We start from the raw sequence: 21,271 nt of genomic DNA, 5'->3' as shown, positions 1-21,271 counted from the left end.
TCACCCCCGCGCCATGATGAGCGGGAAATCCTCCAGCGCCCGCACCGTGTCCTGCTGGCTGTCCGTCAGCCTGGCACTGCGGAATTCGCTGTCGGCCAGCCGGTGCAGCATTTCGGCACGGGAACTGCTCTCGGTCAGCGGAATACAGAATTCGGCGGCCAGCCGCGTGACCAGCGCGGCGGCGAAGAAGGGCGGAAAGGTGCTTTCCTCCGGCCGGAAGACATAGGTCAGCGCCACCCGTCCGACATCCGCATGCAGCCGGCGCTCGTGCAGCCGGTAGCGCACCCCACGCCCTGCCCCGCCGCTGCCGGCGGAGAGCACGCGCAGGAAATCAGCTGGAAGCTGGAAGGCATGGCGGTAATCCGCATGCGGCACCTCGGCCAGCCGCGGCAGTTCCATCTGCCCCGTCGCGAAGGACCAGGGGTGGGAGGAGAGCATGGCATCGCGCACGGAAGGATAGAGATGGGCCGCCACCTCCGCCTCGGCGGTGCCTTCGTCGAAGGAGGCGACGGGCTGCGCACCGATCTTCAGCATGGCGCGCGAGCAGAGGACGAGGGCGGAGAGCGCCATCGGCAAAGACTCCTGTTCGGCGGTATCGGAAATGGAAGCCGGCCGGAGGTTCCGCACCTCCGGCCGTGCCGCGCTCACGCCTGGAAGGCGCGCATCCGCGGCTATGCCTCGAAGGCGCGCATCCGCACGACGCCGGTCTCATCGACCAGCACCGCGCCCTGGCTCATCATGTTGTTGACGAAATAGGCCGCGCGGTCGCCGTGCCAGGTGATATCCGTGGTGACTTCCTGCGCCACGCCATGGCCGATGGCGGTCTTGTGGTAGAAGTAGCAGAAGCGCAGGTTGCCGCTCTTGGTCAGGCCGGAATGCGGCATCCAGGTCGCGCCGAGCCAGCGCTTGGCCTGCGTGCCTTTCCAGGGCAGATCGGCATCGCCCACATACTGCGTATTGGCGAATTCCTCGATCTGCAGCAGCTCGCTCCACTGCTTCCAGCCGACGATGGCGAAGCGGTTGCCGTCATCCGCCACATCGGCCGCGCCCAGCATCTCGAAGGCCAGCAGCACCTTGGCCTTGGTCAGGCCATCGGTGTCGGTGGTGCCGGCGGCGGTGCCGGTCGCCTCGCGCGTGCCCGCATCCATGGCGGCGATGATCAGCTCATCCGTCTTGCGGCCCAGCGCATAGGCACCGGCATTGGCCACCACGGCGCGCTCGTCGATATTGGTCTTCAGCTCATCCAGGCGGTCGATCCACTCGCCGGCATAATAGTCCTGCAGGAAGCACTCCACGTTGGAATGTGACAGGTTCATCACCGGCACGGCACCGTTGCGCGCCTTCGCCGCCGCCGTGCCGCGGCCGACGATGGGGAAGACGGTGGAGGCGCCGCGCACGCCGTTCTTGCTCCGCACCGTCGGGCGCAGCTTGCTGCCCTGGCGCTGGTAGGCCTCATGCACCTCGGACTCGAACTGCTTCGCGAAAACCTGATCGATCGTGGCGGACATCGGATGTTCCTTGAAGGAGATTTCGGGTTTGGTGCCCGCACCGCGCGGTTGGTCCCGTCAACGGGGCCGGCGATGCGCGCGCGCCATCGCGCCCGCCATTGCGGGTTGGGCGAGGCGAATTTCGGGAAATCGGGCCGCCAGGATGCGATGCACCGAACCGGCGGCCCGTCGCGGCAGGGCGAGCGAGGCTGCGGAACCCTGCCGCTATCAGCTCAGCTGTTGCCGAACAGCCGCTTGAAGCCTTCGGTCACGCGCTTGACGTATTCCGGCTCGCGGGTGCGCCAGTAGCGCGGGTCGCGCATCATCTTGCGAAGCGCCTGCTCGTCCACCCCCCCGGCGGGCTCGGCCTCGCGCGCCAGGCTGGGCTCGGTCCGGGCCATCATGCCATGCAGCGCCAGCACGCCCTCAGCGGTGGTGGAGAGCGCCTCGAAAGCGCCTGGCGGCAGATTGGCGCGGCCCCAGGCGGCGATCTGCGGCGCCAGGCGCCTGAACTGCGCCTCGCCGCCCAGCGCTTCCGCCAGCTTGCCGCGCTGCTTGTCGGCCTCGTAATCGGCGGCGGCCTCGGCGATCAGCGGCAGCAGCCGCTCAGCGGCCAGGTCATAGACCAGCTGCACCTGGGTGCAGGTGAAACCCGCCTCATGCAGCCGCCTGTTGATGCCCTCATCCGGGCCACAGAGCTCATGCTTCGCTTCGACACTGTATTCCTCATGGGAATCCGGCACGCCGATGGCGCGGCGGAAGCGCTGCTTCTCCTCCTCCGGCGCATCGGGCGCGGGCGGGGCGAAGCGCTGGGACATGCGCTTCTCCAGCTCCCTGTACGATTTCAGCAGCGCATCCACGCGCAGCGCGCCGTGCTCGTCCCGGAACTTCTCCGGCACATCCTCGGGGGTGTCCGTCGCGGCGGCTTCAAGCAGGTTCTCGGACATGCGGGCCTTCACTCCTCGGTGGGGGCGATGGGGGTCAGAATCCCGGCCGGCGCGGCCAGCGCGCGGGCCAGGTGTCTCGTGGCGGCGGCAACGTCGATCTGCGCGGTGGCCTCGGCCCCCAGCGCCGACGCGGCCTGCAGGAAGAGCAGCGTATTCGCCGCGTCGGCGCGGCCCTGAACGCGGGCCAGAGGCGACTGGTAGGTCAGCCGCACCTCCCGCCCATCCAACAGCATGGGCGGCACCTCGCCCCTGCGCCGCAGGATGGCCAGGCACCGGGCCACCAGCGGCGTCAGCAGCTCCGCCTGCAAACGGCCATAGGTGGCGCCCAGCAGCCGGGCGGTCTGGGCGCTGCGTTCCAGCACCTCGGTCGCGGTCATCCGGGCATCCTGCGGGGCGGAGAGCCGGTCCGCGAGCATCGCCGAACGGATGCGCTTCCGCAGATCCTCCAGCACCAGCTCGGAGACATCGAAATTTCCTGGTGCCGCCAGCGGCGTCAGGCCGGAGGAACCGGGCGCCTTGGGGATGATGGCCCCCGGCGTCAGCCGCACCGTGGCAGGGTTCAGCACGCCGTCATCCTCGGCCTGCCAGATGCCCGTCGCGGCGATGGAGGCGTTCTTCAGCACCAGCTCCACCACCTTGTTGGCGGTGCGGATATCCGGCAGCGTCTTCATCACGGGGCCGCGGCCATAGGTCTCGCCGGGTGCCTTGAGCCAGCGGAAGGCGATGAAGGGGCTGTCCGCGAAGCGTCCGGTGGCCAGTGGCACGGCGCGGCCGTCATGGTCCAGCACGGCCTGGTATCCGCAGCCGCCTTGCCCGTCCGGCCAGACCGCCTCCACCACCCGGAAGCGCCCGGGCGCCTCTCCCTCCGCCTCCGGCTTCAGCCCGGCCGGCAGGATGGCGCGGGGGTAGCGGCGGGCGATGGCCGCCGCATCCAGTACCATGGCGCGGTAGATGGTATCCAGCCGCCCGCCGGCGCCTTCCTCCAGCACCGCCTGGGTCAGCGGCACGGCGGTGAAGCGCAGCGCGCTGCTCTCGCCTGGCGGTGCCTCCTCCACCAGCAGCACGCCGGTGCCGGCCACCACCAGGTCCAGGAAGGACTGATGCATCTCCAGCACGAAGTTGGAGCGATCGAGATGCCCTTGCAGCACCTCCGCCGCCTCTTCCAGCGTGGCGGCGGCGGCGGCGGCATCCGGCCCCTGCTCGAGCGCCCGGCTCGGCGCCAGGCCGAACCAGCGGGACCAGGGGGGCGTCAACTCGGCCAGCAGGCTGGCGGAAAGCTGTTCGGCCGCGTCGGCGGCCGTGGCGTCATAGAGCATCGGCCCGCCGCTGCCAGGCGTGGCGGAGAGCACGTGGTCGTAGCATTCGCGCCAGACGCTCTCCCACGGCCGCCGCCGCTCCAGCGCGGCGGCGTGCCGTGCCAGCACGGCCTCCGGCGTCATCTCATTCCCGGCCATGCCTTATTCCCCCAGCAGGGTCTTGCGGGCGCTGGCGGCCGGGCGCGGCGCCTCCGTCAGCACACCCCGTTCGGAGGTGACGATGGTGCCGGCCAGGCCGCGCCGCGCGCGATCCTGGTTCTGCCCGCGTGCCGCCTGGGCAGCGGCGGCCACATCGGCCTGGCTGGCGGCGGGGGCGGCGGGGGGTTCGGACGCGGTCACCACCACCGGCTTCGGGGCTTTCATCAGGCCACCCATGCGCGTGCGGACTCCTCTGGTTGCGGTCAGGGAACCCACCCAAAAAGACACGGGCCCGGCCGATGTGGATCGGCCGGGCCCGTGCGAGTTAGGGGGATCGGAGGAAGATCAGCGGGCGCAGCTCGCCCGGTGACAAGACTGCATCTAGCGGAATAAATTCCTTTCGTCAAGATTTTTCTCCTGTCTCAGGAGAGTCCTTTCCAAAGCCCGGAACAGCCCCCGGGGCGTCACGGCGAAAGGCGCCCCCTGCCCCAGCAGCGCCCGGCACACCGCCACGCAGGAATAGGGGGAGAGCGTCGGCAGCGCCCGGCACCGCGGGGCGCCGGGCGTGAAGGGCCCCAGCACCACCAGCCCGGCCCGGCGGTAGAAGCCCGGCAGGTCGAAGTCCGGCACCAGCATGGGGCGCGCCACCAGCAGGCGGCCCGACAGCGGCTCCACCACCGTCCAGCCCTGTCTATCCTCCACCGCCGCGAAGCAGTGGCGGAAACCCGGCTTCAGCAGCCGCAGCCAGAGCCGGTCCGCCCGCCCGCCAAAACCGATCCAGATCCGCTGCGCGCCCTCTGCCAGAGCATGACGGTGGGAGGCCCGAAGCGGCGCGGCCGCACCTTCCTCTTCCACCGCGACCCGGCCTGGTGCGATGGATGCCCCCACTCGGCCCGGCTGACGGACAGGCGGCGCCTGCCGCGCCAGCGCACCGCGCCTCACGCCTCGCCGCCCATCGGCCAGCGCGCCAGTTCCACCACCTCCGCCATGCCGCCACCGCGCGCCGCCCCAGCGACGATGCCCTTCATACGCAACGGCCAGTCCAGCCGCTGCATCGCCTCGTTCCAGATCCGCCAGTCGTTCTTCTCGCTCAGGTGTCGCGGGTCCGGCGCCACGCCCCGCTCGCCCCAGATCCGCAGGATGCGCGCATGCACCAGGTCGATGCGCCGCTGCCGGTAAAGGCGGTCCAGGCATTTCACCACGTCATCCGGCTCACAGGGGCGCAGCCTGCTACCAGCGCCAGCGACAATGCGCGCCCCTTCACGGCGAGCGATGAGGCCGGACATCGTCCAGATCCAGGCTTCCTCGGCAGAATGGAAAGGCTCGGCCTTGGCCATGGAAGAGAGCACCGGCATGGCATTGGTACGAAGGGCAGAGGGCATAGGGGCTGTGTCCTTTCTTATCTAAACGTGAACACAACAGAAACATCGATCATTTCGGTTGTAGGCGTCAACACCTATTTGTGATGATGTTCCTAGGATTAACGTCTTGCTTGAGCGCAAAGGCGTTAGGATGATGCGCCCATGCGTCATGACGATATCTGGCGGGCCATCGATGCCCTGGCTGCAGAGCACGGCCTCTCCGCCTCGGGCCTCGCGCGCCGCGCCAAGCTGGACCCGACCGCCTTCAACCCCTCCAAGCGCGTGGGTGCCGATGGCCGCCCCCGATGGCCCTCGACCGAGAGCATCGCCAAGATCCTGGAGGCCACGGGCACGGAGATGGAGGTCTTCGCCGGGCTGGTGACCGGCGCCCCCACCCTGCACAACAGCAGCCGCCCGAATCCGGGCCGGCGCATCCCGCTGCTGGGCCTGGCGCAGGCGGGAAGCGAGGGTTTCTTCGGGGATGGCGGCTACCCCGTGGGCGGCGGCTGGGACGAGATCAGCACGCCTGAACTTTCCGATCCCAATGCCTATGCGCTGGAAATCTCGGGCGACAGCATGGAGCCGGTATTCCGGGACGGGGATACGATCATCGTCTCCCCCAATTCACCGGTGCGGCGCGGTGACCGCGTCGTGGTCCGCACCATAAAGGGCGAGGTGATGGCCAAGGAGCTGCTGCGGCAATCCGCCCGGCGGATCGAGCTGGCCAGCCTGAACCCGGCCCATCCCAATTACAGCTTCGATCTTTCCGAGATCGCCTGGATGCACCGCATCCTCTGGGCCAGCCAGTAAGGCTGGCCCGCCGCCCGCGCGGTCAGGCCTGCTGCATCTGCTCCAGCAGCCCGCGCGGGTCGCCTTCGGCATTGGAGACGAGATAGCCGCCATCCGGCAGCATCACCGCCGCCAGCCCGCTATCCTCATAGGCGCGCAGCATCCCCGGCCCCACATGCCAGAAGGCGTGGCTGACGCCGTTGCGCTCGCAGATATCGCGGAAGCGCCAGAGGGCGGTGATGCGCGCCTGCTCCTCCTGCCCCGCCGGGTCGCCCAGGCCGACCCAGACGCCGTCCAGCTTGCGGAAGGCGAAGCCGGCGCCATCGACCAGGATGGCGCCGTCCGCCAGCTCCGGCACCTCGGCGCCCAGTTCCGCCAGCCGGGCCCGCGCCGCCTCGTCATACGGTGCGGCCACCAGGCGGGAGGGGCGCAGCAGCCGCAGCACCGCCACCAGCAGCAGCACCCCTGCCACTCCGACCGCCAGACGCAGCGAGGCCGGCGCGTCGGAGGAGAAGGGCACAATCCACCAGGGCATATCCGTCACGGGCCCGGTCCCGGCCACGCTGGCCAGCAGCAGGGCGCAGAAGATGCAGGCCGTCAGGGAGATGACCGTGCTGGCCGAAAGCGGCTCCCCGGTCAGGCGGGCATCGCGGTAGAAGGCGGTCCGCATGCTCGCCAGCAGGCCGGCGGGCACCAGGAAGACCACCACCAGCCACCAGGGCTTGCCCTTCAATACCACTGCCGCGGCACCCAGCAGCAGCAGCATGATGCCGCTGTTGCGGGCGATCCGCAGGCGCCGCAGCATGCCATAGGATACCACCAGCAGCAGGGAACCGATGACGGAGGCCGCGAAATGGCTCGCCAGCGCCGCCCATTCCCCCGCCCATAACGCCAGCCGGGTGCCATAGGAGGGCAGCGCGCCGATGAAGAGCAGGGCGATGCCCATCAGGGCCGTCAGGCCGGAGAGGGCCGGCACTTCCAGCGCATCGGCCACCCGCGCCTCGGTGCCGAGATTCGTCAGCAGGTGGCGCCGCTGGCTCAGCTCGAATCCCGCGAAGAGCAGACCGGCGATGAAGAGCGGCACGATGTAGTAGTAGAGCCGGAAGAGGAACAGTGCCCCGATCACCTGCGGCGCCGGCACGAAGGGCTGCAACGAGACCAGGACCACGGTGTCGAAGACGCCCAGCCCCCCCGGCACATTCGCCGCCAGCCCGGCCGAATAGGCCGCCAGATAGATGCCGAGGAACAGGGTGAAGCTCAGCCCCTCCGCCGGCGGCAGCAGCACGTAGAAGATCATGGTGGTGACGACCACGTCCACCACCGCCAGCAGCGTCTGCCCCAGCGCCATGCGGAAGCCGGGCAGATCGATCTTGTGCCCGAAGGCGGTGAAATGCGGCAGCACGCGGGAGAGGACCAGGTAGCAGGCCACCACCAGCAGCAGCAGCACGCCCAGGCCCCGCATGGCCCAGAAAGGCAGATGGTCGCGGAACCAGGGCAGGATGTCCGGCTCCAGGATGAGCACCAACCCGCCCAGTGCCATGCCGCCCAGCCCGAAGGTCAGGCTGGTGAAAGCGATGACCTTGGCGATCTCGACCGGCGTCAGCCCCCAGGCGGCATAGAAGCGGTAGCGCACCGCAGCGCCGGAGACGGCCGCGACCCCCAGGTTATGTGCCAGGGTATAGGCGCAGAAGGAGGCCAGGGAGGTACGCAGATAGCTGACAGGCTTGCCGGCATAGACCGAGCCCAGCCGGTCATAGACCGTCAGCACCGCATAGGCGAGCAGCGTCCAGCCGCCGGCGATCCAGAGGGTGCGGGCCGGCACCGCCTCCACCGCCGCGGTGATATCGGCGATGGAGAGGTGGCGGAACTCCTTCTGGACCACATAGATGGCGCCGGCCAGCAGCAGCAGGCCGAAGGCCGTTGGCCCATGCCGCCGCAGCAGGGCCAGCACCGGCTTCACGCCTGACCGGCCCCGGATGCCGTGTCAGGTTCGGATGGCCGGGCCAGCGCTTCCTCCACCAGCCGGATGGTCTCGGGGATGCCATAGGCGGCGGCCACCGAGCCGAAGCGCGGCCCCTGGTCGGTGCCCACCAGCACCTGGTAGAGCGCGCTGAACCAGCCGCGCGAGACACCCGGCCGCCCACCATCCTTGGCCGGCACCAGGAAGGGGTCCCGGCGGCCGGCGTCATAGACCAGGGTCTGGATGAACTCGGCCTGGGTCAGGCCGGGCGGCATCGCCTCGATCTCCGCCTGGTGCTGCTTCAACAGGTCCACCAGCGCCTCGAAGGAGGGCCGCTCTTCCGGCGTCGGCGCACGCGGGCGCAGGCTGGGCAGGATGAAGTCGCGGGAATAGGCAACGGCATAATTCACCAACTGCCCAAGCAGCGGTTGGTTCTCCGGGGTCGCCTCCGGCGCGTAGTTGCGCACGAATTTCCACAGCCGCTCCGGCGTATCGGCGGCCGAGACGGTGACGAGATTCAGCAGCATGCCGAAGGTCAGCGGCGGCTCTGGCGTATTCGGCACCTCGCCGCCATGGATATGCCAGTCCGGGTTGGCCGGGTCCGGGCTGGCCCGCAGCTTCTCCCGCTGCTGCAGATATTCATCCGTGGCGCGGGGGATCACGTCGAAATGCAGCCGCTTGGCGCGCCCGGGCTGCTGATACATGAAATAGGCGAGGCTCTCGGGCGGCGCGTAGCGCAGCCATTCCTCGATGGTCAGGCCATTGCCCTTGGACTTCGAGATCTTCTGGCCATTGGCATCCAGGAAGAGCTCATAGGTCAGGGTGGCCGGCGGCTCCGCCCCCAGCACCCGGCAGATGGCGGAGGAGAGCTTGACGCTGTCGATCAGGTCCTTGCCCGACATCTCGTAATCGACGCCGAGGGCGAACCAGCGCATCGCCCAGTCCGCCTTCCACTGCGCCTTGACGTGCCCCCCCGTCACCGGCGTCTCGAAACGCTCGCCCGTCTCGGGGTCGCGCCAGACCACGGTGCCGTCCTGCGGCCGCGTCTCCTCCATCGGCACCTGCATGACCACGCCCGTCCTGGGGTGGATCGGCAGGAAGGGGGAATAGGTGGCGCGGCGGTCGGGGCCGAGCGTCGGCAGGATCACCTGCCGCACCTCCTCATGCGCCTCCAGCATCCGCTGCAGGGCGGCATCGAAGCGGCCGGACCTATAATAATCGGTGGAGGAGGCGAATTCGTATTCGAAGCCGAATTCGTCCAGGAAGCTGCGCAGCCGGGCGTTGTTGTGGTGCCCGAAGCTCTCATGCGTGCCGAAGGGGTCGGGGATGGCGGTCAGCGACTTGCCGAGGTGCTGGCGCAGCATGTCGCCATTCGGGACATTGTCCGGCACCTTGCGGAGCCCGTCCATGTCATCGCTGAAGGCGATCAGCCGGCTCTCCAGCCCGGTCATGCGGGTGAAGGCGTTCCGCACCCAGGTCGTGCGGGCCACTTCGCCGAAGGTGCCGATATGCGGCAGGCCCGAGGGGCCATAGCCCGTCTCGAACAGCGCCGATTTTTTGCCGGTGGCCGCCATGCGATCGGCGACCTTGGCGGCTTCCTCGAAGGGCCAAGCCTTGACAGTACGGAGGGTGGGATCGGCGCTCATGCCCCGCCCCATGCCAGCGCCAGGGCGCATGGTCAACGCACGCATTCCGCAGAGCGGCTCATCATGGCCTCGTTCGCCTTTTGCCCCTAGGATAGCGCGTGCCTCCGCCGCCCCAGCCCCCCCGCCTGCTGCTGCCCGCCGCGCCCGCGCTGATCGCCGCCACCCATGGCGCCGCCGTTCTGCTGACGCCGGATGGCGAACTCTCCACCCTGCCCGCCCGCCAGGCGGTGGAGGCCCTGGAGGAACTCGGCCCGCCGATGCTGGTGCATGCGCCGGCCATGGCCAAGCGCCTGGGCATCGCCTCCATCCCCGGCGCCTATGACCTGCTGGAGCTCTTCGCCTTCGCCCTGCCGGCCCAGCCGGCGGCGCCCACGCCGCGCGGCCTGGCCATCGCGCTCGACCTGCCGCCACCGGAGGATGCCGAAGCCGCCGCCGCCCTGCTGCCGGAGATCGCCACCGAAATCCTCCGCCGCCTGGCCCGCGCCCGTGGCGCCCAGCCCAACCGCGATGCGGCCATGCTGGCGGCGCGGCTGCGGGATGCCGCCCATTGGCCCTGGGCGGATTCGGTGCTGGCGGCCCTGGGCCAGCCGCAGGCGCGCGGCAGCAATGACGGGCTGAAGGTCTGGCGCACCCTGGCGGAATGGGAGGAAGTCGCCCCGCCCCCGCCCCCTGCCAACCTGCCCGTCACCGCCGCCGAAGCCCGCGCCAGGCTCGCGGAAATCCTGGGCGAAGGCGCCGAGCAGCGCCCCAGCCAGGGCGATTTCGCCAGTGCCGCCAGCATGGCCTTCGCGCCGCGCGAAGTGCCGGGCGAGCCGCAGCTGGTGCTGGCCGAGGCCGGCACGGGCACCGGCAAGACCCTGGGCTATGTGGCGCCGGCCAGCCTCTGGGCCGAGCGCAACGGCGCGCCGGTCTGGATCGCCACCTATACCCGCAACCTGCAACGGCAGCTGGACCAGGAGCTGGCCCGCCTCTACCCGGACCCGGAGGAGCGGCGCCGCAAGGTCGTCATCCGCAAGGGGCGCGAGAACTACCTCTGCCTGCTGAACTTCGACGAGGCCGTCAGCGGCGCCATGCCCGCCCGCATCGTCGCCCTGGCCCTGGTGGCGCGCTGGGCCGGCGCCACGCGCGATGGCGACCTGATGGGCGGCGACTTCCCCGGCTGGATCGCCGAGCTGTTTCCCGCCGGCTCCATCTCCCTGCTGGCGGACCGGCGGGGGGAATGCATCCATTCCGCCTGCCCGCACTGGAAGCGCTGCTTCGTCGAGAATTCCATCCGCCGCGCCCAGACCGCCAATCTGGTGGTGGCCAACCATGCCCTGGTCATGGTGCAGGCCGCGCTGGGCCCGCGCGGCGGCGATGGCGAGAGCGGCCCCGCCCTGCGCTATGTCTTCGACGAAGGGCACCACCTGTTCGATGCGGCGGATGGCGCCTTCGCCGCCGCCCTCTCCGGCGCCGAGATGGCGGAGCTGCGCCGCTGGCTGCTGGGCAATGAGGGCGGCCGGGGGCGCGCCCGCGGGCTGCGCCGCCGCCTGGAGGAGCTGCTGCCCCAGCATCCCAGCCTGATCCCGCCGCTGGACCATGCCGAGCAGATGGCACGCTCCCTGCCCGCCGCCGGCTGGTGGGACCGCTGGGAGGACCTGCCCGGCGACACCCCCCGCCCCGGCGAGGAATTCCTGCGCGCCGCCCGCGTCCAGGTCCTGGCCCGCGCCACCGAGGCGGATTCGCTCTATGACGCCGAGGCCGATCTCCACCCCCTGCATGAGGGCCTGCCCGGCGCCGCCGCCAGGCTGGAGGAGGCGCTGGAAAAGCTCCAGGCGCCTCTGAAGCATCTCTCAAAGCTCCTGACCGATATCCTGGAGGACCCGGACCAGGAGCTGGAGACCGGCGACCGCATCCGCCTGGACGTGGCCGCCCGCAGCATCGAGCGGCGCGCGCTGATCCCGCTGGCCGCCTGGCTCTCCATGCTCCGGCAGCTGCGGGAACCCGCGCCAGAGCCCGGCACCCGCCCCCTGTATGTGGACTGGCTGGAACTGAACAGGCGGGATGGCCGCGACTTCGATGCGGGGCTGCACCGCCACTGGCTGGACCCCACCGTGCCCTTCGCGACGCAGGTGGCGGCGCCGGCGCATGGCGTGCTGATCGCCTCCGCCACTCTGCGTGACGCGGCGGACAGGCGCGACCCGGAAGCCGCCTGGCGGGAGGCCGAGGCGCGCACCGGCGTGCAGCATCTGCCCAACCCCGCCATCCGCGCCGCCCTACCCTCCCCCTTCGACTACGCGACCCAGACCCTGGCCATCGTGGTGGAGGATATGAACCGCGACAGCCCGGGACAGGTGGCCGCGGCCATGCAGCAGCTTTTCCTTGCGGCGGGCGGCGGCGCGCTGGGCCTGTTCACGGCCATCCGCCGGCTGCGGGACGTGCATGCCCGCATCGCCCCCGCCCTGGCCGAGGCCGGCATCCCCCTCTACGCCCAGCATGTCGATGCGATGGACAGTTCCACCCTGGTGGACATCTTCCGGGCGGAGGAGGATTCCTGCCTGCTGGGCACGGATGCGCTGCGGGACGGGGTGGACGTGCCGGGGCGCGCCCTGCGGCTGCTGGTCTTCGACCGCGTGCCCTGGCCACGCCCTTCGATTCTGCACCGGGAGCGGCGGATTCATCTCTCCGGCGGCCGCCCGACGGCCTATGATGACGGCATCGCCCGCCACCGGCTGCGCCAGGCTTTCGGCCGGCTGATCCGCCGCGCCGACGACCGGGGTGTTTTCGTGATGCTGGACCCCCGCACGCCCTCCCGCCTGCTGGGCGGATTGCCGCAGGGTGTGGTGCCGCGGCGGCTGGGGCTGGCGGAAGCCGTGCGTCAAACCGCCGCTTTTCTTGCATCTCCGGCGCTCCCGCCGGGTTGAAGCTGTATCGTGGCCTATGATCGAGCCGGACTGAACAAGGAAGACGCCTCCCGATGCCGCAGACCAAGACCCATTTCACCGTCCATGAAGGACTGATCTGCGCCATGGTGCTGATGTCCGCCGCCGACCAGCACATGTCGGACGCCGAACTGGGCATGATGTCGCGGCTGGTGCAGGAACTGCCGGTCTTCGCCGGCTTCCAGGCGCGCGAGATCGAGCCTGTGACCGAGACCTGCCTGGCCCTGCTTGGCCAGACCGACGGCCTGGACCGTGCCTTCACCATGATGCGCGACGCCCTGCCCCCGCGCCTGCGGGAGACGGCCTATCTGCTGGCCTGCGAGGTCGCCGCCGCCGATGGCGAGGCGACACAGGGAGAGCTGCAGTTCCTGCAGGATTTCCGTATCGGCATGGATATCGACCGGCTGATCGCGGGCGCCATCGAGCGTGCCGCCAAGGCCCGTTACCAAATGGCCTGAGGTACCTCGCTGTGACCATCGCCCCAGACGCTCGCCCGACCCTCGACCACCCGGATGACGATCCCTTCCTGTGGCTGGAGGAGATCGAGGGGGCGGAAGCCCTGGCCTGGGTCGAGGCGCAGAACGGGAAGACCCTCGCCCGCCTGTCCGATTCCCGCACCGCCGCCGACGCCGCCGCGCTGAAGGCGATGATGGACCGGCCGGACAAGATCCCGCACATCACCCGGCGGGGCGGCCTGCTCTATAACTACTGGCAGGATGCCCAGCATCCGCGCGGCCTCTGGCGCCGCACCACACTCGCCTCCTACCGCAGCGACAGCCCGGACTGGGAATTGCTGCTGGACCTCGATGCCCTGGCGGCCGAGGAAGGCGAGGACTGGATCTGGAAGGGCGCCACCACCCTGCCGCCGGCGCATGACCGCGCGCTGCTGCGCCTCTCCCGCGGCGGTGGCGATGCGGTGGTGCTGCGGGAATTCGACCTGGGCAGCCGAAGCTTCGTGCCCGGCGGCTTCGACCTGCCGGAGGGCAAAAGCAACGCCGCCTGGCTGGACCGCGACACGCTGATCCTCTCCTCCGCCCTGGGTGACGGGATGGCGACGCAATCGGGCTATGCCCGTGCCATCCGCCGCTGGTCACGCGGCCAGGACCCCATGGCCGCCCCCGTCCTCTTCGAGGTGCCGGCGGAACATATGGGCGCCTGGGCCGGCATCGACCGCTCCAGCGCCGAGGAGCGCGTGGTCTTCCTCGACCAGATCGGCTTCTTCGACGTGGCCGTGCATCTGGGCGACCGCGAGGGCCCGCGCCTGCGGATCGACCTGCCGACCGACCTGCGCCTGAACTGGGAAGGCGACCAGGTGGTGCTGCAGCCCCGCACTCCCTGGGCCGTGGACGGCACCACCTACCCCCCGGACATGCTGCTGGGCACCCGCCTCTCCGCCCTGCTGGACGGGCAGCGCAGCTTCACCCGCCTCTTCGAGCCGGCGGAGCGCCGGGCGCTGGAAGGCTTCTTCTGGTGCGATGGCCGGGTGGTGGTCTCGGTGCTGGACGACCTGCGGCCGGATCATACCATCTGGACCCCGGCCGAAAGCGGCTGGACCTGCCGCCGGCTGGAAGGCCTGCCGGAAATCGGCGTGGTCAGCGTCTGGCCGATGGATGCCGAGGCAGAGGAATCGGACGGCACCCTGCTGGCCATGACCCAGGACCCGCTGACCCCGCCCACCCTGCTGCAAACCGCCACCACCCCGGCCGCCCCACTGGTGCTGCGGCAGGCGCCACGCCTGTTCAATGCCCAGGGCCTGCGGGTGACACGGCACGAGGCCATCTCCTCCGACGGCGAACGCATCCCCTATGTGCAGACCGGGCCGGAGCAGGAGACAGGCGACGCCCCCGTGCACATGACCGGCTATGGCGGCTTCCAGGTGACAATGTCGCCCACCTATCGCGGCAGCACCGGGCAGCTCTGGCTGGAACGCGGCGGCACCGCCGTCCTGGCCCATATACGGGGCGGCGGTGAATTTGGCACCCGCTGGCACGAGGCCGGCCGGCGGGAGAAAAAGCATCTCTCCCACGACGATTTCGCCGCCGTGGCGGCCGACCTGGTCCGCCGGGGCGTGACGGTGCCTGGGCGCATCGCGGCCGAGGGCGGTTCCAATGGCGGGCTGCTGATCGCCAATATGCTGACGCGCTACCCGGAGCGGTTCGGCGCGCTCTTCTGCACCATCCCGCTGATCGATATGCGCCGCTACACCAAGCTGCTGGCGGGCGCGAGCTGGATCGCCGAATACGGCGACCCCGACAAGCCGGAGGACTGGGCCTTCATGCGCCAGTTCGCCGCATATCACGCGGCCGAGCCGGGGCGGCCCTATCCGCCGATCCTGCTCGCGACGACGCGGCGGGATGACCGGGTGCATCCCGGCCATGCCCGCAAGATGGCGGCGAAGCTGCAGAAGCTGGGATATGACGCCCGCTTCTACGAACCCACCGCCGGCGGCCATGGCTATGGCAAGGACAATGCCGAGGCCGCCCAGTTCATGGCGCTTGGCGCGGCCTTCCTGCGGCGCGCCATCGGCTGGGAATCAGAATAAGACGGTCAGGCCGGCGATCCCGACAATCGAGCGCGTGCCTTCCGGGCGGTTCATGCCGGCGCTGACCAGGACACGCAGCGCCAGCTTGGCGCCGCCCGGACCCTCACCCAGGACATAGCGCCCGCCCAGCCCGATCTGCGGCCTGACATCGAAGGCGTTCCGCAGATCGCGCCCGAAAGGCGACTGCCCCGTCAGGTTGATCGGGCGGCCATTGTGGCCCGGGCTGATCAGCCGCGTCACCAGATAGCTGCCTTTGCCGGTGGAATAAGGCAGAGCACCGCCGACGACGGCACTCAGGCTCAGATCGCCCTGCTGCTCACCCCGCGCCATCGCGCCGGGAGACCAGAGGAGAATAAGCAAGGCGAGCACAGCAGAGATTCTGCGCATTGCCATGGTGGAACCCCTTTCTGCTGTAGTAGCGACCGGGGGCTCACTAACCTGTGAGGTTGCGCCGCAGCAATCTTTTTTGCCTCGGTTCTGCCATTTTCCCGCCTTATTTGATGGGCGGAGACAGAAGTTCTTCCTTATTGACGAAAAAGCACAAAAAACGGCCCATGCCGGAAAGGCACAGGCCGTTCAGTCGGGGCCATGCTGGCCCCACCGCTGAAGCTCTTTGGCTTACAGCGGCTTCAGGTTGGTGGCTGCGGCCTTGCCGCGCTCCTGCACCACCTCAAAGCTGACCTTCTGATTCTCCTGCAACCCCTGCAGGCCGGCGCGCTGCACAGCGGTAATGTGCACGAAGACGTCCTTGCCACCGTCTTGCGGGACAATGAAGCCAAAGCCCTTGGTGGCGTTGAACCACTTCACGGTACCGATCGCCATGTCCGAGGCTCTCCTTCTCTCTGGCGGACCCGGCGGACATCGCCAGGTTCAAGATCCCATCCGGTTCACGGCTCTTGATGGGCGCCCGGAAGATTCCGGAGGCACGGCAAGGCGATCAGCAGCGGTGGCGTAGCGAAGTGGGCCAGATCGTTTCGCTCGTGTCAACGCAAACACGTTATCTTCATGCAACATCTTTTCGTAAGGAAAAGGGGCGGTCCTTGCGGACCGCCCCTCCCCCGAACAGCCGTTCCGAACGGGGCCGGATACCGGCCCCGGAGGGATCAGAAGTCCATGTCACCCATGCCGCCCATGCCGCCCGGGCCACCGGCCGGAGCAGAAGCCTTGGCCGGCTTCTCGGCGATCATCGCCTCGGTGGTGATCAGCAGGGCCGCGATGGAGGCCGCGTCCTGCAGAGCCGTGCGGACGACCTTGGTCGGGTCGATGATGCCGGCGGCCACCAGGTCCTTGTACTCGTCGAGCTGGGCGTCGTAGCCATACTCGTAGGTGTCGTCGCGCAGGACTTCACCGGCGATCACGGCGCCGTCCTTGCCCGCGTTCTCAGCGATCTGCTTCAGCGGCGTCTGGATCGCGCGGCGCACGATCTCGATGCCGACCTGCTCGTCGTTGTTCAGGCCCTTGAGGTCGGACAGCTTCAGGGAAGCGCGCAGCAGGGCCACGCCACCACCGGGAACGATGCCTTCCTCGACCGCGGCGCGGGTCGCATGCAGCGCGTCGTCGACGCGGTCCTTGCGCTCCTTCACCTCGACCTCGGTGGAGCCGCCGACGCGGATGACGGCCACGCCGCCAGCCAGCTTCGCCAGGCGCTCCTGCAGCTTCTCACGGTCGTAGTCCGAGGTGGTCTCCTCGATCTGCGCCTTGATCTGCTCCACGCGGCCCTGGATGTCGGCCTTCTCGCCGGCACCGTCGACGATCGTGGTGTTCTCCTTCTCGATCCGGACCATCTTGGCCTGGCCGAGCATGGCGAGCGTCACGGTCTCGAGCTTGATGCCGAGATCCTCGCTGATGACCTGGCCACCGGTCAGGATCGCGATGTCTTCCAGCATCGCCTTGCGGCGGTCACCGAAGCCCGGGGCCTTCACGGCGGCGATCTTCAGGCCACCGCGCAGCTTGTTGACCACCAGGGTGGCCAGCGCCTCACCTTCCACGTCCTCGGCCACGATGATCAGCGGGCGGCCCGACTGAACCACCGTCTCCAGCAGCGGCAGCATCGGCTGCAGCTGGGACAGCTTCTTCTCGTGGATCAGGATGTAGGGGTTCTCGAGCTCGGCGATCATCTTCTCCGCATTCGTGATGAAATACGGGGAGACGTAGCCGCGGTCGAACTGCATGCCCTCGACGACGTCCAGCTCGGTCTGGATGCCCTTGGCTTCCTCGACCGTGATGACGCCCTCGTTGCCGACCTTCTCCATCGCTTCCGCGATCATCTGGCCGATCTCGGACTCGCCATTGGCGGACAGCGTGCCGACCTGCGCCACTTCGGCGGAGGTGGTGATCTTGCGGGACTTCGCCTGCAGCTCAGCGACGATCTGCGTCACGGCCTTGTCGACGCCGCGCTTCAGATCCATCGGGTTCATGCCGGCGGCCACGGCCTTGGCACCCTCGCGCACGATGGCCTGGGCCAGCACGGTCGCGGTGGTGGTGCCGTCGCCGGCCAGGTCGTTCTGCTTCGAGGCCACTTCGCGCACCATCTGCGCGCCCATGTTCTCGAACTTGTCGGACAGCTCGATTTCCTTGGCGACCGTCACACCGTCCTTGGTGATGCGGGGCGCGCCGAAGGACTTGTCGATCACGACGTTGCGGCCCTTGGGGCCCAGGGTCACCTTCACGGCGTCGGCCAGGATGTCCACGCCGCGCAGCATGCGCTCACGGGCGGGGGCGCCGAACTTCACGTCCTTAGCAGCCATTGTCTTCTACCTCGTCTGTTCTGTTGGAATCGTCGGGCAGCGGGGCCGGTTCAGGCCGCCAGGATGCCCAGGATGTCGGATTCCTTCATGATCAACAGGTCTTCGCCCTTGATCTTGACCTCGGTGCCCGACCACTTGCCGAACAGGACACGGTCGCCCGCCTTCACGTCGAGCGCGACCAGCTGGCCCGCCTCGTTGCGCGCGCCGGAGCCGACGGCGACAACTTCGCCTTCCTGCGGCTTTTCCTTGGCGGTGTCGGGAATGATGATGCCACCGGCGGTCTTCTCTTCGGCGGTCAGCCGGCGAACGACAACGCGGTCATGCAGTGGACGGAAGCTCATGGCCCTCTCCTCGACGCCCTAAATCTGGCGCATCCAGCGACGGTTTACTCTCCCGGACCGGCAAGCCCTGTCAGCACTCACCCCGGGAGAGTGCTAAGCGATCTAAGGGGCTCCGCCGCTTACGTCAAGCGTTTGTCAGCACTCTCCATACTTGAGTGCTAATATCCTGATAAAAAAGGATTTTTCTTCCAGCCGCCGCTTCGGGCATGCGATGATGCCCGCATTGGGCGGAAAAGGCCGACGGCTGAACAGGACGCGGAGACATCCGAATCATGCTGCTGCGTGACATCGATTCCTTCGTACGCATTCCCGACTGGCGGCTGACCACCGCGCATATCCTCTACCACCTGCCGGACCACCCCGGCCTGTTGCAGAGCTTCATCTGGCAGAAGCTGGACCAAGCCCCCGGCTTCCCCGAGCTGCACCGATTCCTGGAATTCTGGCGGCGCGACATCCACGGTCCGCTGCATTCGGTGCGAGTCGCCTCGGCTGCCCTCAGCCGCCCGGCGGAGTTCCGCTACGCCGATGGCGAGTTCCGCCTGCACTGAATCCGAATCGGGCGCAGCCCTTCAGCCTGCCTCCAGCAGGACCAGCAGCGCCGTGACCGTGGCCATCGACAACAGGGTCGAGAGCAGCACCGTGGCGCCCGAGCGTTCCGCCCCCGCGGCATAGCGGCGGGAGAGGAAGAAGGCATTGGCCCCGGTCGGCATGGCGGCGGCGATCAACGCCACCGCCATCTGCAGCGGCGGGAGGCCGATGGCCAGCCCCGCCAGCCAGACCAGCAGCGGCATCAGCAGCAGCTTCAGCCCGGAGCAGAGCAGCGCCGAGGGCCAGTCCCGCCGCGCGTCGAAGGCCACCAGCGTCGCGCCCAGGCAGAAGAGCGCCGCCGGGACGGCCGCATCCCCCACCATCTTCAGGAAGTAGCGCAGCATCTCCGGCACGGGGATACCGCCCTGATAGACGATGAAGCCCGCGAGCACCGAGATGACGATGGGGTTCCGCAGCACCGAGACGATGGTGGCGCGCAGGATCTTCAGGACCGGCGCCCGTCCGCCATGGGCGACCTCGCCGATGACGGTGCCGATCGGCAGCAGGATCAGCGAATGCAGCCCGATGATGGCCAGCAGCTGCGCCAGCCCCGCGTGCCCAAAGGCCACCAGCACCAGCGGCACGCCGATCATGCCGGTATTGCCGAAGGAGGCGTTCAGGCCGAAGGTCCCGGCCTCCCCGAGCTTCATGCCCAGCACCCCCCGCGCGAGCAGCATGGCCAGGGCATAGGTGGCCAGGCAGCCGGCGAAGAAGGCCAGGGCGGTGCCGCCGCCGCCGGCATGCGGCGTGGTGGCGCCGTTGAAGAGCAGGCAGGGCAGCGCCAGGGTGAAGACGAAGCCGCTCATCCCCCGCAGCCCCTCCTCCGAGATCCAGCGCCGCCTCGCTGAAAGATATCCGATGCCGATCAGCGCGAAGATCGGCACGACGATCTGCAGCAGCACGCTCATGCGGCGGGCACCGCCGCCCTCACTCCCCCAGCAGTCCGGAGACGAAACCCGAAAGCCATGGCTGCCGCGCGCGGGCGCTGCGGCCGGCATGCAGGATGGCGCGCACCTCCTCCACCGTCCGGTGGAAGTCGTGGTTCACCAGCACATGGTCGAAATCGCCGTAATGGCTGATCTCGTCCCGGGCGGCGCTCATCCGGCGGGCGATTTCCTCGGCCGAATCCTGGCCGCGCCCATGCAGCCGCCGCTCCAGCTCCACCAGGCTTGGTGGCAGCAGGAAGATGCCGAGCACATCTCCCGGCAGCGCCTGGCGCAGCAGCCGGTGCCCCTGCCAGTCGATGTCGAAGAGCACGTCCCGCCCCGCCGCCAGGGCCTGCTCCACCGGCGCGCGCGGCGTGCCGTAGAAGCGGCCGAAGACCTCGGCATGCTCCAGCAGCTCATCTGCCGCGATCATGCGCTGGAACGCCTCCCGCTCGTGGAAGAAGTAGTGCACCCCTTCCTGCTCGCCGGGCCGGGGCTTGCGGGTGGTGGCGCTGACGGAGAGCCGCAGTTCCGGCTCCTGCTCCAGCAGCGCGCGGCTGACCGAGGATTTGCCGGCGCCCGAGGGAGCCGAGAGCACGAGGCAGAGCCCGCGCCGGGAATTCTGGTTCATTCGACGTTCGCCGCCTGCTCGCGCAGCCGCTCGATCGCGGCCTTCAGGTCCAGGGAAAGGCTGGTCAGCCCCAGGCTGGCCGATTTGGCGCCCAGGGTATTCACTTCGCGCCCGAATTCCTGCGTCAGGAATTCCAGGCGCCGCCCCGCCGGCTCGCCACCCGCCAGCAGGGCGCGGGCGGCGGCGATATGGGCTCCCAGCCGGTCCAGCTCCTCCCGCACATCGGATTTCTGCGCCAGCAGCGCCACCTCGATCGCCAGCCGCTCCTCCGGCACGCGGCGCTCGCCCTCCAGCAGCTCGGCCAGGGCGGCGCTCAACCGGGCGCGATGGGCGGCGGGCTGCTCGGCAGCCAGGGCCACCGCCCGTTCCCGCAGCTCGGCGATCTCATCCAGCAGGGCATGCAGGATGCCCGAGAGCTTCTCCCCCTCCTGCTGCCGCGCCGTGGCCAGGTCGTCCAGGGCCTGCTGGAAGCCGGCGGTGATGGCGGCGTTGCGCGCCTCGGCCTCCTCCTCCCGCGCCTCCGGCACCTCGCTCCGCAGCACGCCCGGCATGGCCAGGATCGACTCGGCGCGCGGCGGCGGGCAGCCTGGGATGCGCGCCGCCACTTCCAGCGCCAGGGCCAGGGCCTGCTCCAGCGCCACGGGGTCCGGTGTCAGGCGCGGCGCCGGCCGGTCCTCCCGCTTCATGCTGAGAGTGGCGGAGATATTGCCGCGCCGGAAGCGCGCGACCGCGGCCTCCCGCAGCCGGGGTTCCAGCATGTCGGGGCCGGGCGGCAGGCGCAGGCGCACATCCAGCCCGCGCCCATTGACGCTGCGCAGTTCCCACACGAAACCCGTGCCATCCGGCAAGGTGCCAGCCTGCCGGGCGAAGCCGGTCATCGAAGAAAGGGCCATGCGCGGCCTTCTCTATCCCCCCGCGACAGGATGCAAGA

21 protein-coding genes are annotated in these 21,271 nt (G+C 69.3%); 5 read left to right on the top strand and 16 right to left on the bottom strand.

The window, feature by feature from the left end; translation table 11 throughout:
* The 7 genes from IAI58_RS07005 to IAI58_RS06975 all read right to left on the bottom strand — a co-directional run bounded on the left by IAI58_RS07005 (position 1) and on the right by IAI58_RS06975 (position 5,270).
* Positions 1–570 (bottom strand): phage connector family protein, encoded by a 570-nt coding sequence (locus IAI58_RS07005; protein ID WP_207448161.1) that lies wholly within the window; start codon positions 568–570, stop codon positions 1–3.
* Between the two features lie 101 nt (positions 571–671).
* Positions 672–1,508, bottom strand: coding sequence for a phage capsid protein (locus IAI58_RS07000; protein ID WP_207448160.1), 837 nt, complete (start codon positions 1,506–1,508; stop codon positions 672–674).
* 212 nt (positions 1,509–1,720) lie between these two features.
* On the bottom strand, positions 1,721–2,434 hold the full coding sequence (locus IAI58_RS06995; protein ID WP_207448159.1) for a capsid assembly protein: 714 nt from the start codon (positions 2,432–2,434) through the stop codon (positions 1,721–1,723).
* An 8-nt stretch (positions 2,435–2,442) separates the two neighbouring features.
* Positions 2,443–3,888 (bottom strand): portal protein, encoded by a 1,446-nt coding sequence (locus tag IAI58_RS06990; RefSeq protein WP_207448158.1) that lies wholly within the window; start codon positions 3,886–3,888, stop codon positions 2,443–2,445.
* Positions 3,889–3,891: 3 nt separating this feature from the next.
* Complete coding sequence (locus IAI58_RS06985) at positions 3,892–4,125, bottom strand: hypothetical protein (protein ID WP_207448157.1); 234 nt, start codon at positions 4,123–4,125, stop codon at positions 3,892–3,894.
* A gap of 144 nt (positions 4,126–4,269) precedes the next feature.
* Complete coding sequence (locus tag IAI58_RS06980) at positions 4,270–4,743, bottom strand: hypothetical protein (RefSeq protein WP_207448156.1); 474 nt, start codon at positions 4,741–4,743, stop codon at positions 4,270–4,272.
* Positions 4,744–4,826: 83 nt separating this feature from the next.
* The gene (locus IAI58_RS06975) at positions 4,827–5,270 is read right to left on the bottom strand and encodes a hypothetical protein (RefSeq protein WP_207448155.1); all 444 of its coding nucleotides are present in this window, start codon (positions 5,268–5,270) and stop codon (positions 4,827–4,829) included.
* A 141-nt stretch (positions 5,271–5,411) separates the two neighbouring features.
* Here IAI58_RS06975 and IAI58_RS06970 point away from each other — a divergent pair, with 141 nt between their 5' ends.
* Complete coding sequence (locus tag IAI58_RS06970; protein ID WP_207448153.1) at positions 5,412–6,059, top strand: S24 family peptidase; 648 nt, start codon at positions 5,412–5,414, stop codon at positions 6,057–6,059.
* A gap of 22 nt (positions 6,060–6,081) precedes the next feature.
* On the opposite strand, the gene IAI58_RS06965 is transcribed toward IAI58_RS06970, so the two are convergent.
* Together IAI58_RS06965 and IAI58_RS06960 are read right to left on the bottom strand one after the other, a co-directional pair.
* Positions 6,082–7,998, bottom strand: a complete 1,917-nt coding sequence (locus IAI58_RS06965) for a putative bifunctional lysylphosphatidylglycerol flippase/synthetase (RefSeq protein WP_207448151.1) — start codon at positions 7,996–7,998, stop codon at positions 6,082–6,084.
* Positions 7,995–9,644, bottom strand: a complete 1,650-nt coding sequence (locus IAI58_RS06960) for a lysine--tRNA ligase (protein ID WP_207448149.1) — start codon at positions 9,642–9,644, stop codon at positions 7,995–7,997. Before IAI58_RS06960 ends, IAI58_RS06965 begins: the two co-directional genes overlap by 4 nt.
* 98 nt (positions 9,645–9,742) lie before the next feature.
* Between IAI58_RS06960 and IAI58_RS06955 the strand changes: the two genes are divergently transcribed.
* Genes IAI58_RS06955 through IAI58_RS06945 form a run of 3 tightly spaced genes read left to right on the top strand, consistent with a single transcriptional unit; the run spans position 9,743 to position 15,107 of the window.
* Positions 9,743–12,547, top strand: a complete 2,805-nt coding sequence (locus IAI58_RS06955; protein WP_237182924.1) for an ATP-dependent DNA helicase — start codon at positions 9,743–9,745, stop codon at positions 12,545–12,547.
* A gap of 53 nt (positions 12,548–12,600) precedes the next feature.
* Positions 12,601–13,023: a tellurite resistance TerB family protein gene (locus IAI58_RS06950; protein ID WP_207448148.1), complete on the top strand. Its 423-nt coding sequence runs from the start codon at positions 12,601–12,603 to the stop codon at positions 13,021–13,023.
* Between the two features lie 11 nt (positions 13,024–13,034).
* Complete coding sequence (locus IAI58_RS06945) at positions 13,035–15,107, top strand: prolyl oligopeptidase family serine peptidase (RefSeq protein ID WP_207448146.1); 2,073 nt, start codon at positions 13,035–13,037, stop codon at positions 15,105–15,107.
* Here the strand turns inward: IAI58_RS06945 and IAI58_RS06940 are convergent.
* The 4 genes from IAI58_RS06940 to groES all read right to left on the bottom strand — a co-directional run bounded on the left by IAI58_RS06940 (position 15,099) and on the right by groES (position 18,195).
* Positions 15,099–15,476 carry a hypothetical protein gene (locus IAI58_RS06940; RefSeq protein ID WP_207448144.1) on the bottom strand — a complete coding sequence of 126 codons (378 nt, stop codon included), beginning with the start codon at positions 15,474–15,476 and terminating at the stop codon, positions 15,099–15,101. The two genes, IAI58_RS06945 and IAI58_RS06940, sit on opposite strands and share 9 nt — an antisense overlap.
* 249 nt (positions 15,477–15,725) lie before the next feature.
* Positions 15,726–15,929, bottom strand: a complete 204-nt coding sequence (locus tag IAI58_RS06935; protein ID WP_207448142.1) for a cold-shock protein — start codon at positions 15,927–15,929, stop codon at positions 15,726–15,728.
* A gap of 281 nt (positions 15,930–16,210) precedes the next feature.
* A complete protein-coding gene (gene groL, locus IAI58_RS06930) occupies positions 16,211–17,854 on the bottom strand; it encodes a chaperonin GroEL (protein WP_207448140.1) in 1,644 nt (547 codons plus the stop codon).
* 50 nt (positions 17,855–17,904) lie between these two features.
* Positions 17,905–18,195 (bottom strand): co-chaperone GroES, encoded by a 291-nt coding sequence (groES, locus tag IAI58_RS06925; protein WP_207448138.1) that lies wholly within the window; start codon positions 18,193–18,195, stop codon positions 17,905–17,907.
* A 272-nt stretch (positions 18,196–18,467) separates the two neighbouring features.
* Between groES and IAI58_RS06920 the strand changes: the two genes are divergently transcribed.
* Entirely contained in the window at positions 18,468–18,743 is a 276-nt protein-coding gene (locus tag IAI58_RS06920; protein ID WP_207448137.1) for an usg protein, read from the top strand.
* A gap of 21 nt (positions 18,744–18,764) precedes the next feature.
* Here the strand turns inward: IAI58_RS06920 and IAI58_RS06915 are convergent, their stop codons facing one another.
* From IAI58_RS06915 to IAI58_RS06905, 3 genes are read right to left on the bottom strand one after another with little or no spacing between them, the layout of a single operon-like run.
* Positions 18,765–19,691 (bottom strand): AEC family transporter, encoded by a 927-nt coding sequence (locus IAI58_RS06915; protein WP_207448136.1) that lies wholly within the window; start codon positions 19,689–19,691, stop codon positions 18,765–18,767.
* Between the two features lie 19 nt (positions 19,692–19,710).
* Positions 19,711–20,340, bottom strand: a complete 630-nt coding sequence (gene gmk / locus IAI58_RS06910) for a guanylate kinase (protein ID WP_207448135.1) — start codon at positions 20,338–20,340, stop codon at positions 19,711–19,713.
* A complete protein-coding gene (locus IAI58_RS06905; protein WP_207448134.1) occupies positions 20,337–21,233 on the bottom strand; it encodes a YicC/YloC family endoribonuclease in 897 nt (298 codons plus the stop codon). The genes gmk and IAI58_RS06905 overlap by 4 nt, the downstream gene beginning before the upstream one ends.
* Positions 21,234–21,271 lie beyond the last annotated feature (38 nt).

Source organism: Roseomonas marmotae (assembly GCF_017654485.1).
In the GTDB taxonomy this organism is placed as follows: Bacteria; Pseudomonadota; Alphaproteobacteria; order Acetobacterales; family Acetobacteraceae; genus Pseudoroseomonas; species Pseudoroseomonas marmotae.
This window is presented reverse-complemented; position numbering and strand designations above follow the sequence as displayed.